The organism is Paraniabella hibiscisoli (assembly GCF_022512515.1).
GTDB lineage: Bacteria > Bacteroidota > Bacteroidia > Chitinophagales > Chitinophagaceae > Niabella > Niabella hibiscisoli.
The window spans coordinates 731,188-745,983 of record NZ_JAKWBK010000001.1 but is presented as its reverse complement, the minus strand read 5'-3'; the positions used below and the strand labels follow the sequence as shown (position 1 = coordinate 745,983).

Sequence of the window (14,796 nt, the reverse complement as noted above, 5' to 3'; positions counted from 1 at the left end):
TGCCACGAATGCCCGCCTGATCCGGACGGGCAGGCACAAATGAGGAGAAAAATATTCGTGTATTCGTGGCAAAACTTTTCATCTGCTCAATAACATTGCCACCTCATTAATCAACAAGGTTTATTTTTGCCGAATGACTATTTATTATTGTTATGATGCGCATTGCGGCTGGTGTTATGGTTTTAGTAAAGTGATCACCCGGTTAGCAGCTCAGTATCAGAACCAATTTCACTTTGAAGTGTTGAGCGGCGGCATGATTCCCAAAGAAACGGCCAGGCCAATAAAAGCAATGGCAGGATATATTGGCGAAGCCTATAAAAGGGTAGAAGAACTGGCGGGCGTGGAGTTTGGTGCCGATTATCTCTGGCATATTCAAAACCCGGATGACAGCGATTGGTTTCCCGAATCTTTAACTCCGGCGATAGCGCTCTGCATTTTTAAAGAATATTTACCCGAACACCAGGTGGCTATAGCGGCTGATTTTCAAAAAGCAATGTTTGAAGAAGGGCGCGCGACCTGAGCGATGGCGAAGCCTACCGGCATTTATTGGAAAAGTACACGATACCTGCTGATGCTTTTTATGAAAAGCTGAAAGACCCGGCCTATGCTGAAAAAGCCCGGTACGAGTTTGCACTATGCGCACAACTGCAGGTTACCGGCTTTCCTAAATTGTTACTACAGGTAAACGATACTAAATTTTATTTGGTAGCCGAAGGTTTTACACCCTACGATACACTCAACGCCAGACTGGAGAATATTTTGCGGGAACTATCTGCAACCAACCAGGACACAACCAATTAATTCCCTCACTGCTTTTATTATAATGACTACTGAAGATTTACAAACTATCGATTGCCGAGGGCGCAGTTTTATTGATTGATAAACCGCTCGACTGGACCTCTTTCGATGCAGTAAGAAAAATACGTAACCTGATCAAAATAAAAAAGGTAGGCCATGCCGGAACATTAGATCCATTAGCAAGCGGTCTGCTGATTGTGTGCACGGGTAAGTTTACTAAAAGGATTAATGAATATATGGCGCAGGAGAAGGAGTATACCGGTACTTTTACGCTGGGGGCTACCACACCTACCTATGACCTGGAAAGCGAACCTGTAAACATTCAACCCATCGATCATTTATCTATAGATGACATAAAGAATGCTACTTCCGGTTTCCTGGGCGAAATTGACCAGGTGCCACCCATTCATTCAGCCATAAAAATAGACGGCAAGCGGGTATACGAGCTGGCAAGAAAAGGAGTGGATGTAAAGCTGGAACCGCGAAAAATAACCATTAAGGAATTTGAAGTAGATGCTTCTGCACTACCCATCGTATCCTTCAGGGTAGTATGTACCACCGGCACCTATATCCGTAGCCTGGCCAATGATTTTGGCGCAGCCCTTGGTTGTGGCGCTTATTTAAGCAGCCTGCGCCGTACCCGTATAGGATCTTTTACTACGGAAGAAGCAGTAACCATCGAAGCATTCGAAAAAGCAATGCGCGAAAGAAAAGCAAAAGTGGCTGATCAACCTTAGCATTACTTTTTTATTTCTTAAACCAGTTTAAGTTTTAGAAGCTTTGTAATATTGAATTTTGAAGGATCAATATGCAACAAAAAACTTCTTATACCAACCGGGCACAGTTCATCTTTAGAGTAGCTATTTCCGCCACCCTGTTTTCTGCCGTAGCAGACCGGTTGGGTTACTGGGGCAGCCAGTCTACCTGGGGCAACTGGGCTAATTTTGAAGCGTATACCGGGCAATTACTATTCTTTTTGCCCCACTCACTGGTGGCTGTAGCTGCCGTAATAGCTACTATTTTAGAAATAGCGTTTGGCATTTTACTACTAATAGGATACAAAACAAGGCTGGTAGCGATTTTAACCGGCAGCCTGCTCTCCATTTTTGGCTTAAGTATGGTGTTGGCTTTAGGGCTTAAACCTACTTTAGATTATTCCGTATGGGTAGGCGCATCAGCTTGCTATTTGCTCGCCGGTATCCCTTATTACCAATTCAGCATCGATCAATTAAATAATAAATCATGGAAAAAGATTAAACATTTACGAAACAGAACCTACGGGCTATAAAGCTATGCTGGGATTGGAAGGATACCTGGCCACTACCCAATTAACAAAAACACATAAGGAGCTGATCAAAATAAGAGCCTCTCAAATAAACGGTTGTGCATTTTGTATTGATATGCATACCAAAGATGCCTTAAAAAACGGGGAAACCAACCAGCGTATTTTCCTGTTGAATGCATGGCGTGAAACAGACCTTTTTTCTGCGGAAGAAAAAGCCATATTGGCCATAACCGAAGAAATGACATTGATCCATCAGCACGGATTGTCTGATGCCAGCTATCAGCAAGCCTTACAATTTTTTGATAAAAACTATGTAGCACAAATTATTCTGGCAGTGGTAACTATTAATGCCTGGAATCGCATCGCAATCAGCACACAGCTGGAAGTGCCAAGGTAAAAGAACATGACATATCTAAATTACATGGGATGTCTAAACGCGTGGGCGCGAGGACGCAAGGGAGAAGAGGTCTAGCAAAGAAGCACATTGCGCCTTCGCGCCTTAGCGGTTAAGTTAAAAAAGGAATGTATCTTCTCAACCCTTATTGCCTTCAATCTTAGCCTGCATAATTGAAAATGATTGTCGCCCTGAGCTTGACGAAGGGCATCATGATCGAAAAACGGTTCGTCTCCAAAAGGAGTCCTTCAGACAGGCTTATCCTTTATTCCCCTCGATAGTAGCCTGCATAAAAGCCCGGTCGTTTTTATATTCCTCCCAGTTAAATTGTAAAAGAAAGCTTGTAGCTGCCTCCGCACCTTTTTCAAACATGGCCAGCTTTTCCGTATCGGTAATAAAAAATTCAGCCAGTTGTACTCAGCCAGCGGGATAGTGCCCACACCTCTGGAATATACTTTGTTTTTGAGCTGGAAATCTTTGTCGTAATAATTCCTGATGGTATTAAAGATGCGACCGAAATAACCCATGATGGTCCAGCTGCCGGCACGTTTACTCTTATCTTCAGGTGCTGAATCGTCGAGGTCAATACCAAAAGAAGGCAGTCTTGGCACGGTCACTTTAGGGTTGTAAAAAATATTGATGGGGAAGTTGGACAAAATGCCGCCATCAACAAAACGGGCCACAGAAGGCGGGTCGTCTTCGTCGAAAATATCTTTCCATTGTTTTTTAATTTCGGGAAGATCACAGGGGATATCCTTAATAAAATAAGATTCAAAAAACATGGGGATAGACATGGACGCCCGAACAAAGCCTGCAGGATGCAGGTCATCCTTTCCTTTACTGCGAAACAATCCTGCCATTGCAGGGAATTCAATCTTATTTTGGGTTACCAGTTCGGAAGTGATAAGGGTAATATCGCCTTTTAAATCCGTCACACCCTGCGGATGCTCATTTCGCAGGTGAAGGCCCGGAATATCCTGCGCAGCTTTATTGACCAGGTCGTTAGTGTTCAATACACCATTATCGCGCATTTGCTTTTCTATCCAGTTATAAAAAAAGTGCCCGGGATTAATACCATAGCCTGCCGTTTTAAACTTCCTGAACAGCTTTAAAATATAATGCACCAATTCTCCAATTACAATCATTATTACTACCAGCGCCAATAATAATGAACGGCTCAGGTTGAGCAACCCTTCATTTTTTTGCACCAGTATCAACGACACGATGCTGCCAGCAAGCAGCAATGCAAACAAGGCAATAACCCCGATAGCTACATTACGTACTCTCTGAAAGTATTTCTTGTGGGTAATAAATCTTTTAATGACCCAGCGGGCGGCAGGGTGCCCATCTACCAGGTCGAAAAAATTAAGATTGGTAATGGCGTCCAGCACACGGCCTGATTTCTCTTCCTGCTTTTTGCCAATAACAGTTAGCATCGCCGTATTGATAGCCCCGGCGCTGGTACCGGCCATTCTTAAAAATCTTACCCCCATCTGTTCCAAAACATAGGTATACCCCACCAGGGCTACACCCAACACGCCACCGCCTTTTTGCACCAGGTTTACATATTGGTGCCCTTCAGCATCCAGCACATCAGATACTATAAAAGGCTTACCGTTGGTGCCGAAAGCCTCTCGTAGCTTCTTTAAATTGTTCTGCACTTTCGGACTATTGGTAAAGTCTTGAACGGTTATTTTAGGAGTTGACATTGCAGCGGGCTTTATTTTATGTTTGGTGTTTGTATTTCAGTGGCACTGACCCATTTCTCCTGCTGAAGGTAAAAACTTCAGGTTGAAATATACAATATGACAGGTCACCAATTCTAGCTACCAGTTATGTTCCTCTTTAAAATAAAGTATATTTAAATGACTAAAACTCCATCTCCTCACGCTAAAAATAATATATGAAACGGGCTCATGGTATATTAGCTATTTTTATAGCCTTATTTTATTTACAAAAAGCAAGTGCACAAATGACCGCTGTTAAATGGCCTGAAATACAACATCCTGTTCCTGCAAAAAAAGCGCATGTAAGGGATATTCACGGAGATAAGGTAAATGATGACTACTACTGGATGATCGATTTCTTTAAAAAAGGTGCCGATAGCAACGAAGTGGTACAATACCTGGAGGCGGAAAACAAATACCTGGATGATATGATGGTCGATACCAAGGGGCTTCAGGAAACACTTTTTAAGGAAATGCGGGGAGGATTAAGGAAGAAGATCAGATGGTACCGTATTTTAAGAACGGTTATTTCTATTATCGCCGCACCGAAACCGGCAAGCAGTATTACAAATTGTGCCGCAAAAAGGCAGTTTATCTGCTGCAGAAGAAATACTGCTGGATGTAGACGCCATGGCTGAAAAACATGCTTACTACTCCATAGCGGGCGCTGCCGTGAGTCCTGATAATAAATGGCTGGTTTTTGGAGAGGATACCGTAAGCCGCAGGCAGTACACGGTAATGGTAAAAGACCTTACTGCCGGGAATATCACTCCGCAGGGCATTATAAATACCAGCTCGGATTATGTATGGGCCGCAGACAATAAAACGATATTCTATATATCCAACAACCCGCTTACACTGCTATCTGAAAAAGTATGGCGCCACAAGGTTAATGAGCCGGCTGCAGCAGATGAGTTGGTGTACGAAGAAAAAGCAATAATAATTACCTGAGCCTTCATAAAACCAAAGCAGATAACTTTATTCTCATCAGCTCGGGCAATTTTACTAATTCGGAAATCCGTTACCTGGCAGCAGACAGGCCATCAGGCAATTTCAGTGTTTTCCAGGAAAGAATGGATAGCGTATTGTATGAAGTAGATGCAGATGCCCAACAGTTCTATATTGTAAACAATAATAAAGCATTGAACTTTAAAGTGTCCACTGCTCCATTTAATGCCACCGGGGTAGCGCATTGGAAAGACTATATACCTCATCGTTCTGATGTGTTGGTTGAAGAAATCACGCTCACCAAAGATTTCGTGATCGTAAAATCAAAGAAGAACGGACTGGACCAGTTTCAGCTATTATCTAAAGATGGAAAAGAAAATAAACTGGTGCCTTTTGAAGATGCTGTTTATACCGCTTCTTTTTCTTCTAATGCAGATTACAATGCTACCCAACTCAGGTATAGCTATAGCTCACCGGTAACACCTAACAGTGTGTATGATTACAACCTGGCAACAGGCCAAAAAACATTATTAAAGCAGCAGGAAATACCGAGCGGGTATAATAAAGACGAGTATACCACCGAGAGGGTGTATGTAACAGCCGAAGATGGTTCAAAAGTTCCGCTATCTATTGCTTATAAGAAAGGATTTAAAAAGATGGTACGCAGCCCTTTCTGCTGATTGGATACGGCAGCTATGGCTTTTCCTATCCCACTTATTTCAATGCCAACCTGGTCAGCCTGATGAACAGGGGCTTTGCTTACGGCATTGCGCATATCAGGGGCGGACAGGAAATGGGCCGCCAATGGTATGAGGATGGCAGGTTGATGAAGAAGAAAAATACGTTTACTGATTTTATAGATTGCGCCTCTTATCTCATCAATGAAAAATATACTTCGGCGAAGCATTTATATGCCAATGGGGGTAGTGCCGGAGGTTTGTTAATGGGGGCTGTAGCCAATATCGGCGGTGAATTGTTTAATGGCCTTATCGCGGATGTGCCTTTTGTGGATGTAGTGAATACCATGTTGGACCCTACCATTCCCCTTACCACTAACGAATACGACCAGTGGGGTAATCCCGAAACCAGCAAAGACGCTTACTTATATATGAAGTCCTATTCACCCTACGAAAATGTAGAGAAGAAGACCTACCCCAATATACTGGCCACAACAGGATTACATGATAGCCAGGTGCAGTATTTTGAACCGGCTAAATGGGTGCCTAAACTCAGGGATTTTAAAACTAATAATAGCCTGATCTTTTTGCGTACTAATATGGATTATGGCCATGGTGGCGCTTCTGGCCGCTTTGATTATTTAAAAGAAGACGCACTGCGCTATGCTTTTTTATTAAAACTGGAAGGTATCACCGAATAAAATACGCCGGAGTTTGAATTATCGTATCTTAATAAGCCTGTGCTTGATGGTAGCACTATGTTCGTCCTGCCTCAACAAAACGGGCAAGGACCTCCATCCGGAAATTCCTGAATTCCCGGCAACTACCAATAAACAATTTGTAGTTCAAAAATTGTTCGATCGTGTTTACGATTATTACTATAATGATTCTGCCCTGGTTTTTAGAGATAGTGCCGCTATGATTGTTTACCGGTTTCATTATCAGCAAACCAACCGATTTCCGACAACTGAATTCATTTATGCAAACGGCCTGTTTATTTTAAAAGAAGACACCAGCTACTACGGGTAGATGACCGGCTTTTTAACCGGCGTTCCATAAAAATAATTGATGAGTCGCCAAGGTTGAGAGCAATTGAAGACAGCATTTACAGGATTTACACAGATACAGCATCTGGGATTAACCCTGTTATAGATTCCCTTTTTGTTGGGTATTTTTATACTAAGTATAAACTTGATGATAGCCGCATCCCCTATAATCAGCAGGTAGCAAGTGACGACTATTATATAAAAACCAAAGATGACGAATTTATTCTTACTCAAATTCCCTATGCCCTGGAGAAAAAAATCAGTGCGGCTATAGTGAAGGAGGAGCGGGAGGAGGTGCCGGTGAAGAATGCTCTTCAAAAAATGGAATTTTTAGAAGGAAAACATCCTCATATCAAAGAAACGGGTTACGCCATGATGCGAAAGTCCTGGCATATCACGGGCGGTGGCAATCATTTTATTCCTGCTATACCTGTATACGGAGAAGTGGGTTATTACTATTATGATATGAGTTTCAACAATATTTCAACGCAGTTTAAAATATTGAGTGGGGAGGACAATCTCATTGAGCTAAAAAATAATGGTCCGGCATTCCTGCTTATTAACGGGAGTGAAATATATATGGTTTCCGTAAAATAAAAAAGGTCACCGTTTAAACGGTGACCTTCCATATCGTAAAAAATATGCGTCTTATACTACTTGTTCCACCACAAAATATTTATCCAGCTCTTCTACCAGCTCGTGCTTGGTAATAGGTATACCCATGATCTTATGGTAACCTTTGGCATCTACCAAATATTGGTCGCGGATAATTTTAATCAGCTGGCCGTTATTAATTTCAGGAATAATTACATGCTCGAAATTGCGGATAATTTCGCCCAGGTTTTTAGGGAATGGGCGTAAATGGCGTATATGCGCATGACTTACACTCTTGCCCTGTGCCTGTAAATCTGCTACGGCAGATTTGATCGTACCATAGGTAGATCCCCAGCCCAGTACCAGCACTTTGCCTTTGTGATCACCGCTATCTATTTTTTGATCTGGTATATGCTCTGCTATTTTATCCACCTTTTCCTGGCGGATCCTTACCATGGTCTGGTGGTTATCCGGGTCGTAGCTGATATTGCCGGTGATGTTTTGCTTTTCGAGACCCCCGATCCTATGTTCCAGTCCGGGCGTACCAGGCACTGCCCAGGGGCGTACGAGGTTCTCATCTCTCAGGTAAGGTTGAAATTTATCTTCATGGTCCCAAAGCTCTGTTTTGAACTTTACATGAATGGGGGCCAGGGTTTCTTCGGTTGGGAAACGCCAGGGCTCTGCGCCGTTGGCAATATATCCATCGCTCAACATAATAACGGGTGTCATGTGTTGCACGCTTATTTTAACCGCCTCATATACCGCATCAAAACAGTCTGCAGGACTGCTCGCGGCAATTACCGGCATAGGGCATTCGCCGTTTCTGCCATAATAAGCCTGTAACAAATCTGACTGCTCAGTCTTGGTAGGTAAACCGGTTGAAGGACCTCCGCGCTGCACATTGATGATCACCAACGGAATCTCCAGCATCACTGCCAATCCCATCGCTTCTGCTTTTAATGCCATACCGGGTCCTGAAGTTGTAGTAACTCCTAACGCACCTCCATACGAAGCGCCTATAGCTGCAGTAATTGCCGCAATTTCGTCTTCAGCCTGGAAAGTACGGATGCCGAAATTTTTATGACGACTCAGCTCATGCAGGATGTCGCTGGCAGGTGTGATAGGATAGGTTCCTAAAAACATGGGAAGTCCGCTCTTGGTAGACGCTGCAATTAAGCCCAGCGCTAAAGATTGGTTACCCATAATAGAACGGTAGGTTCCGGGCTCAATCCTTGCTTTTTCAACTTTATAGGTAGTGGTAAATGTTTCGGTAGTATCACCGTAATTGTAACCGGCTTTCAGGGCTTTGATATTACTATCTAAGATATCCTGTTTTTTAGAAAACTTTTCGGTCAAAAAGCCGATGGTGTTTTCCATATCGCGGTTGTACATCCAGTAAAGAAAACCCAGGATGAACATATTTTTTGCCCGGTCTTTTTCCTTGGTGCCCAGCGCAAACTCTTTCAAAGCCTCGCGGGTAAGTTTGGTTACATCTATTTTAATCAGCTCATATCCGTCCAGGCTACCGTTTTCGATGGGATTTACACCATCCGGGTAATTTGCCAGTCTCAGGTTTTTACTGTCAAACCCATCGGTGTTGGCAATGATCCTTCCGCCTTTTTTAAGGCCTTTGAGGTTGGCTTTTAATGCAGCAGCGTTCATGGCTACCAACACATCACACTCATCGCCAGGCGTATATATATGATCTGATGAAAAACGTAACTGAAAACCACTCACTCCCGGGATAGTGCCCTGCGGGGCCCTTATTTCTGCCGGGAAATCGGGAAAAGTGGAGAGATCTGCGCCTAATAAGGCGGTATTGGTAGTAAACTGGGTACCTGTAAGCTGCATTCCGTCGCCGCTATCACCCGCAAATTTGATAACTACATCCTTTAAAACTTCCTGTGTTCTGTTCATGCCTCAAAAATTGCGCACGAAGGTACGAAAGTTCCAAGGTTAGGCTCTTTTATTTTACGAAGCGCTGACAAAGGGAGAAAGCTGACAGTTTATAGTTGACAGCTGACAGGCACACCTGACTAACAAATGTCATCTGCCAACTCACAACTATCTTACCGCAATCATGCTGATCTCTACATTTACAAATTTGGGTAAGGCGGACACCTGAACGGTTTCTCTGGCAGGAAAATTGTCGGTGAAGTACTGCCCGTAAACCTCATTGATCTCGGCAAACCGTTTCATATCAGTAATGAAAATAGTAGTTTTTATCACATCGGAGAAAGTAAGTTCAGCCTCGGTTAAAATGGCCTGCAGGTTTTTCATACACTGGTGGGTTTCATCCTGCAAGCTGGCATTATTGAGTTCCCCGGTTGTCGGGTCAATCGGAATTTGCCCCGATATATATAAGGTATCTCCGGCAAAAACTGCCTGGTTATAAGGACCAATGGGCGCGGGGGCATTGGTAGTAGTGATTATTTTCTTTTCCATAAAACATTAATTGAAAGAAGCTTTGCAAGTGTACAAAAGAACCATTAAATAAACAATTTCTATGAACTTTTGTACGGTTTTTAAAACTTTAAATGTATTTAAGACATATTTTAAACAATATTCATTTTTTTGCAGGAATGCTTCTTTTAAATATAGATACGGCAATTGATAAAGGATCTTTCTGCATAAGCAGGAATGATGAGGTGATAGCTTTTGAGGTCACCGAGAGCAGGAACGAGCAAGCAGGTTGGCTACATCAGGCAATTCACAACGCTTTTAAACAAAATGACCTTGATTTTCACCAGCTCGACGCGGTAGCAGTAAGCAATGGTCCGGGCTCTTATACCGGTTTAAGAATCGGACTTTCCACGGCAAAAGGTCTTTGCTACGCATTAAATAAGCCTTTAATTTGCATAAATACGCTACAAATTATTGCAGCGGCGGTGGAGTTACAAGCCAAACGCTATATTTGCCCAATGATTGATGCGCGCCGTATGGAAGTGTTTACAGCGCTATTTGATAAAAACTTAACTCTGATAAAAGAGCCCTTTGCCACGATATTGAACGAGGAAAGTTTTTCAGATATCTTAAAGGAAGATCACATCATATTCACCGGCAACGGTAGTGAGAAGTTCAGGTCACTGATAAAAGACAATGTTAATGCTGAAATAGTAGAAAATAACATTGATGCGCGGAACATGATTGCCCTATCGCTTAAATATTATCAGAAAAAAATTTCTCAGATGTTGCATATTGTGAACCATATTACGTTAAAGATGTATATATATCTAAAAAAGAAATATAAATAGCATTGCGATAAATAATTTTATGCTGGTATTTTTAAACCCTCTAAACACGATCATTTAAATGAGCAATTATCACATTTCATTCGGGGTAAAGGAAAGCCCCGGAGAAGAATTAACATTAGATACTCTGGCGATAAAAAAGCCGCGTTAATTTTGCGGGCTTTTAACCACAAATTACGGCAACAAATACTTAAACTGATTGATAATCAGGAAAAAGTAACCGTAACCGAAATTTATGTAAAACTAAGAATTGAACAATCCGTTGCCTCTCAGCATCTGGCAATTCTGCGTAAAGCAGACTTCGTAAAAACAGAACGTGACGGGAAATTCATTTATTATACGGTAAACACCCAACGCATGAAAGACTTGAATAAGTTTGTTGGGGAGCTTTTATCCTAATTTTTTACCATATTTCTCAGGCATGACAGCACTCAGCGTTGAAGCTTTTAGCCAATTGGCAGAACAGGGACTTCCGATCATTGATATCAGGGATACAGAATTATTAAAACAGGGTTTTATAAAGGGCAGCATTTCGCTTTCTGACCCCGCTATTTTTGGCGCCCATATCGGTGCATTCTCGGGTTTTTCAATTAGTTCTGGCCTCAGCCCTGTTTTGCTGGTAGGCGATGTGGCTCAGAATTTCGAGCCTTTTCTGCAACAACTATCCGATGGTGCCAATACGCGTGTAAAAGGCTACCTGGAAGGTGGATTTGAAGCCTGGGAAAAAGCCGGTGAAGCCGTTGATCTGATCATTGATGTGGAGGTAGATGAATTGATCATGGATATACCATTTGATGAAAACCTGGTGATCATGGATACCCGCCCCGCCGTTAACTTCGGCAATGGCCATTTAAAGGATGCGGTAAGCCTGCCATTAGCTCAAATAAATGATCCCCTTAGAATTGCTGCTATCGAGGAAAACGATAATGTATACATCATAGGAGAAAATGACCAGGAAGCTTTTTTAGCTGCAACTATCTTAAAAAAGCAGGACATTCATAATCTTCGGGTGGTGTTGGGTGGCTGGAACGCCGTTCAGTCGGAGAAGAAAGCCAGGATTATAAAAGAACCCGGAATGTTGAACTAGGCAAACTGCCGGGTTTCACAATAATTTTATGGGATACCCATTAATATTTTAAGTAATTTCGTTGCCCGTTTACAAGCGGGCAATTTTTTTATTTTCAATTTACAGGAAAGAATGAACTTATTTGATGTGTATCCCCTCAACAATGTAACTATCACCAAAGCAAAGGGCTCTTATGTTTGGGATAGTGAAGGTAACCAGTATTTAGACCTTTATGGCGGGCACGCTGTTATCAGCATTGGCCATACTCACCCACACTGGGTACGACGCATTGAAGAGCAATTGGAAAAAATCGCATTCTATTCCAACTCTATTCAAAATCCCCTGCAAACAGACCTGGCTAAAAAGCTGGGTGAAGTATCGGGTAAAGAAGATTATAGCCTCTTCCTCTGTAATTCTGGTGCAGAAGCGAATGAGAATGCACTGAAGATGGCGTCTTTTCATACCGGAAGGAAGAAAATTGTTGCTTTTAGCAAATCATTTCACGGGCGCACATCCCTGGCTGTAGCAGCAACAGATAATAAAAATTATGTAGCGCCGGTAAACGAAACAGAAAACGTAGATTTTCTTCCGTTTAATGATGAAGAAGCGCTGGCGGTTCATTTCGCAAAACATGGCAAAGAAATAGCTGCCGTTATTATTGAAGGTATCCAGGGCGTAGGCGGCATTAACGTAGCAAGCGATTCATTTTTGCAATTGATCAGGTCTTTGTGCGATAAATATGGCGCTGTTTATATAGCAGATGCAGTACAATGTGGTTATGGACGTAGCGGTAAATTTTTTAGCCACGACTTTGCCGGAGTAAATGCAGATATCTACTCCATGGCTAAAGGCATGGGCAACGGATTCCCTATTGGTGGTATCATCATTGCTCCTCATATCAAACCAAAGCATTTCCAATTGGGTACAACCTTTGGTGGCAATCACCTGGCTTGCGCCGCTGCTATGGCAGTGTTGGAAGTAATGAAAGAAGAGAAGTTGATGGGTAATGCGGTGATGACGGGCAAGTACCTGCGTGATGAATTAAATGCCATTCCGGAAGTGCAAAATGTACGTGGTCGCGGATTAATGATCGGCTTCGATGTGCCTGAAGAAATTGCAGCTTTAAAGAAAAACCTGTTAACGAATCAAAAGATCTTTACAGGTGAGGCCAAGCCGAACGTGATCAGACTGCTCCCTTCCCTGGCTTTAAAGAAAAAAGATGCCGAGCAGTTTGTTGATGCAATAAAAGAAGAGATCGAAGCCTTTGCGGTAGCAGCAGAATAATTTCCGGTCCCGGTCTTCAAAGGCATTCTTCAGATTTGTTCTTTTGTGCATACATCAGACAATATTAAAATGGTTCGTGCACACACACGAACCATTGTTTTTTTACCAGTAATTAGTATATTAAAACTTTATCCATACAACCATGTCACTTTTAAAAGGCAACACATTTATCAGTGCATTAGATGTTACAGACATCAACGCGCTGGCGGCCAAAGCACTTGCTTATAAAGCCGATCCTTTAACTGATAAAAAACTGGGAGAAGGTAAACGCATCGGATGCCTGTTCCTCAACCCAAGTATGCGTACCCGCTTAAGTACCCAAATAGCGGCGCAGAACCTGGGTATGGAAGCCATTATATTTAATGTGGGTAACGAAGGCTGGCAGTTGGAATTTGAGGAAGAAGCGATCATGAGCGGAAAAACGGTAGAGCATGTAAAAGATGCAGCGCCTATTTTCGGGAAGTATTTTGATATACTCGCCATCCGTACTTTTCCCTCACTGGTGAATAAAGAAGATGATTACAGCGAGCTTTATATTAACCAGTTTATTAAATATGCCGGTTTGCCGGTAGTAAGCCTGGAGAGCGCCACGCTTCACCCTTTGCAAAGTCTTACAGATCTAGTTACGATTAAAGAAACATTTAAAGAGCCGCGTAAACCTAAAGTGGTGTTAACCTGGGCGCCACATGTAAAACCTCTGCCGCAGTGTGTGGCCAATAGCTTTGCACAATGGATGAATGCATGGGGCGAGGTTGATTTTGTGGTAACGCATCCCGAAGACTATGAACTGGATAAAAAATTTACCGGCAATGCACCCATTATTTACGACCAGGATGAAGCGTTGAAAGATGCGGATTATGTATACGTAAAAAACTGGAGCACTTATAACGACTATGGCAAAATTTACAGCAACGAGCCAGAGTGGATGCTGACACAGGAAAAGCTGCAGTTAACTAATAACGCCAAGGTAATGCATTGCCTTCCCGTACGTAGAAACGTAGAGTTAAGTGATGAAATATTAGACAGTCCTAACAGTATTGTTACACAGGAAGCCGGCAACAGGGTGTGGGCCGCGCAGGCAGTACTGAGTGAGCTGCTAAAAAAATAATGCTTTGCTATGACCAATTTTGCACAACTTATAAAAGCTGTTGCATTTACACATCAGCAGCTCCAGTCAAAAGCTGCCGGCGCAGTAAATCAGGCGTTAACCATAAGAAATTATCTTATTGGATACTACATAGTAGAGTTTGAGCAAAATGGTAAAGGCAGGGCCGCTTATGGTAAAAATCTTCTTGAAAAAATGGCTGTAAAGCTTGCTATACGTGGGCTTACAGCGCCTGAGTTATCCAGGTGCAGGCAGTTCTATTTAGTGTATCCTCAAATTCTTGGGACACTGTCCCAAGAATTTCATTTATTACCAGCAAACATTTTTGGGACGCTGTCCCAAGAATCTAAAAAAGCTGCACCAGCAAAAAGAGTAACTGTAACTGCTGCTAAAATAGTATCCAACTTATCTTTTTCACATATAGCTGAACTAATAAAAATTGAAGATCCCTTAAAACGTAGCTTTTATGAGGTGGAAGCTATCAAAGGGATATGGGGAGTAAGAGAACTAAAACGACAAATAAACAGCCTGTACTTTGAAAGAAGCAGTTTGTCATCAAAGCCCCAAAAGCTATCAGCAGCTATACGAAAAAGATAACGCCACAGGAGCCTTCTGACATCG

18 protein-coding genes and 1 pseudogene are annotated in these 14,796 nt (G+C 42.4%); 16 read left to right on the top strand and 3 right to left on the bottom strand.

The annotated features are described in order from the left end of the window. Positions 1-133: 133 nt before the first annotated feature. The 5 genes from MKP07_RS04795 (at position 134) to MKP07_RS04775 (ending at position 2,480) form a co-directional block, all read left to right on the top strand. On the top strand, positions 134-520 hold the full coding sequence (locus MKP07_RS04795) for a hypothetical protein (RefSeq protein WP_240845381.1): 387 nt from the start codon (positions 134-136) through the stop codon (positions 518-520). A gap of 26 nt (positions 521-546) precedes the next feature. Beyond that, a complete protein-coding gene (locus MKP07_RS04790; RefSeq protein ID WP_240845379.1) occupies positions 547-801 on the top strand; it encodes a hypothetical protein in 255 nt (84 codons plus the stop codon). Between the two features lie 71 nt (positions 802-872). Continuing rightward, positions 873-1,535: a tRNA pseudouridine(55) synthase TruB gene (truB, locus tag MKP07_RS04785; protein WP_240845377.1), complete on the top strand. Its 663-nt coding sequence runs from the start codon at positions 873-875 to the stop codon at positions 1,533-1,535. A gap of 71 nt (positions 1,536-1,606) precedes the next feature. Further along, on the top strand, positions 1,607-2,086 hold the full coding sequence (locus tag MKP07_RS04780; protein WP_240845375.1) for a DoxX family protein: 480 nt from the start codon (positions 1,607-1,609) through the stop codon (positions 2,084-2,086). 4 nt (positions 2,087-2,090) lie between these two features. Next, positions 2,091-2,480 (top strand): carboxymuconolactone decarboxylase family protein, encoded by a 390-nt coding sequence (locus MKP07_RS04775; protein WP_240845373.1) that lies wholly within the window; start codon positions 2,091-2,093, stop codon positions 2,478-2,480. A gap of 245 nt (positions 2,481-2,725) precedes the next feature. Here the strand turns inward: MKP07_RS04775 and MKP07_RS04770 are convergent, their stop codons facing one another. Then, the gene (locus MKP07_RS04770) at positions 2,726-4,186 is read right to left on the bottom strand and encodes a patatin-like phospholipase family protein (protein ID WP_240845371.1); all 1,461 of its coding nucleotides are present in this window, start codon (positions 4,184-4,186) and stop codon (positions 2,726-2,728) included. A 194-nt stretch (positions 4,187-4,380) separates the two neighbouring features. On the opposite strand from MKP07_RS04770, the gene MKP07_RS37680 reads away from it, so the two are divergent. From MKP07_RS37680 to MKP07_RS04750, 5 genes and pseudogenes are all read left to right on the top strand, one after another. Next, complete coding sequence (locus MKP07_RS37680; RefSeq protein ID WP_317235773.1) at positions 4,381-4,842, top strand: hypothetical protein; 462 nt, start codon at positions 4,381-4,383, stop codon at positions 4,840-4,842. After that, a pseudogene (locus MKP07_RS42115) lies at positions 4,778-5,832 on the top strand (hypothetical protein). Before MKP07_RS37680 ends, MKP07_RS42115 begins: the two are co-directional and overlap by 65 nt. Before the next feature lie 62 nt (positions 5,833-5,894). Further along, positions 5,895-6,530 (top strand): prolyl oligopeptidase family serine peptidase, encoded by a 636-nt coding sequence (locus tag MKP07_RS04760; RefSeq protein WP_240845369.1) that lies wholly within the window; start codon positions 5,895-5,897, stop codon positions 6,528-6,530. A 43-nt stretch (positions 6,531-6,573) separates the two neighbouring features. Then, the gene (locus MKP07_RS04755) at positions 6,574-6,858 is read left to right on the top strand and encodes a hypothetical protein (RefSeq protein ID WP_240845367.1); all 285 of its coding nucleotides are present in this window, start codon (positions 6,574-6,576) and stop codon (positions 6,856-6,858) included. Between the two features lie 53 nt (positions 6,859-6,911). Further along, a complete protein-coding gene (locus MKP07_RS04750) occupies positions 6,912-7,472 on the top strand; it encodes a hypothetical protein (protein ID WP_240845365.1) in 561 nt (186 codons plus the stop codon). A 51-nt stretch (positions 7,473-7,523) separates the two neighbouring features. On the opposite strand, the gene MKP07_RS04745 is transcribed toward MKP07_RS04750, so the two are convergent. Next, the gene (locus MKP07_RS04745; protein WP_240845363.1) at positions 7,524-9,386 is read right to left on the bottom strand and encodes a 2-oxoacid:acceptor oxidoreductase subunit alpha; all 1,863 of its coding nucleotides are present in this window, start codon (positions 9,384-9,386) and stop codon (positions 7,524-7,526) included. A 147-nt stretch (positions 9,387-9,533) separates the two neighbouring features. Then, positions 9,534-9,914: a RidA family protein gene (locus MKP07_RS04740; RefSeq protein ID WP_240845361.1), complete on the bottom strand. Its 381-nt coding sequence runs from the start codon at positions 9,912-9,914 to the stop codon at positions 9,534-9,536. 92 nt (positions 9,915-10,006) lie between these two features. On the opposite strand from MKP07_RS04740, the gene tsaB reads away from it, so the two are divergent. The 6 genes from tsaB (at position 10,007) to MKP07_RS04710 (ending at position 14,772) form a co-directional block, all read left to right on the top strand. After that, entirely contained in the window at positions 10,007-10,723 is a 717-nt protein-coding gene (gene tsaB / locus MKP07_RS04735) for a tRNA (adenosine(37)-N6)-threonylcarbamoyltransferase complex dimerization subunit type 1 TsaB (protein ID WP_240845359.1), read from the top strand. 150 nt (positions 10,724-10,873) lie between these two features. Next, entirely contained in the window at positions 10,874-11,119 is a 246-nt protein-coding gene (locus MKP07_RS04730; protein ID WP_240845357.1) for an ArsR/SmtB family transcription factor, read from the top strand. Positions 11,120-11,141: 22 nt separating this feature from the next. Next, positions 11,142-11,807, top strand: coding sequence for a rhodanese-like domain-containing protein (locus tag MKP07_RS04725; RefSeq protein ID WP_240845356.1), 666 nt, complete (start codon positions 11,142-11,144; stop codon positions 11,805-11,807). 111 nt (positions 11,808-11,918) lie between these two features. Beyond that, a complete protein-coding gene (locus tag MKP07_RS04720; protein WP_240845355.1) occupies positions 11,919-13,070 on the top strand; it encodes an aspartate aminotransferase family protein in 1,152 nt (383 codons plus the stop codon). A gap of 142 nt (positions 13,071-13,212) precedes the next feature. Further along, positions 13,213-14,178 carry a Rossmann-fold NAD(P)-binding domain-containing protein gene (locus MKP07_RS04715; RefSeq protein ID WP_240845354.1) on the top strand — a complete coding sequence of 322 codons (966 nt, stop codon included), beginning with the start codon at positions 13,213-13,215 and terminating at the stop codon, positions 14,176-14,178. Between the two features lie 9 nt (positions 14,179-14,187). Beyond that, positions 14,188-14,772, top strand: a complete 585-nt coding sequence (locus MKP07_RS04710) for a DUF1016 N-terminal domain-containing protein (protein ID WP_240845353.1) — start codon at positions 14,188-14,190, stop codon at positions 14,770-14,772. The last annotated feature ends 24 nt before the right edge of the window (positions 14,773-14,796 follow it).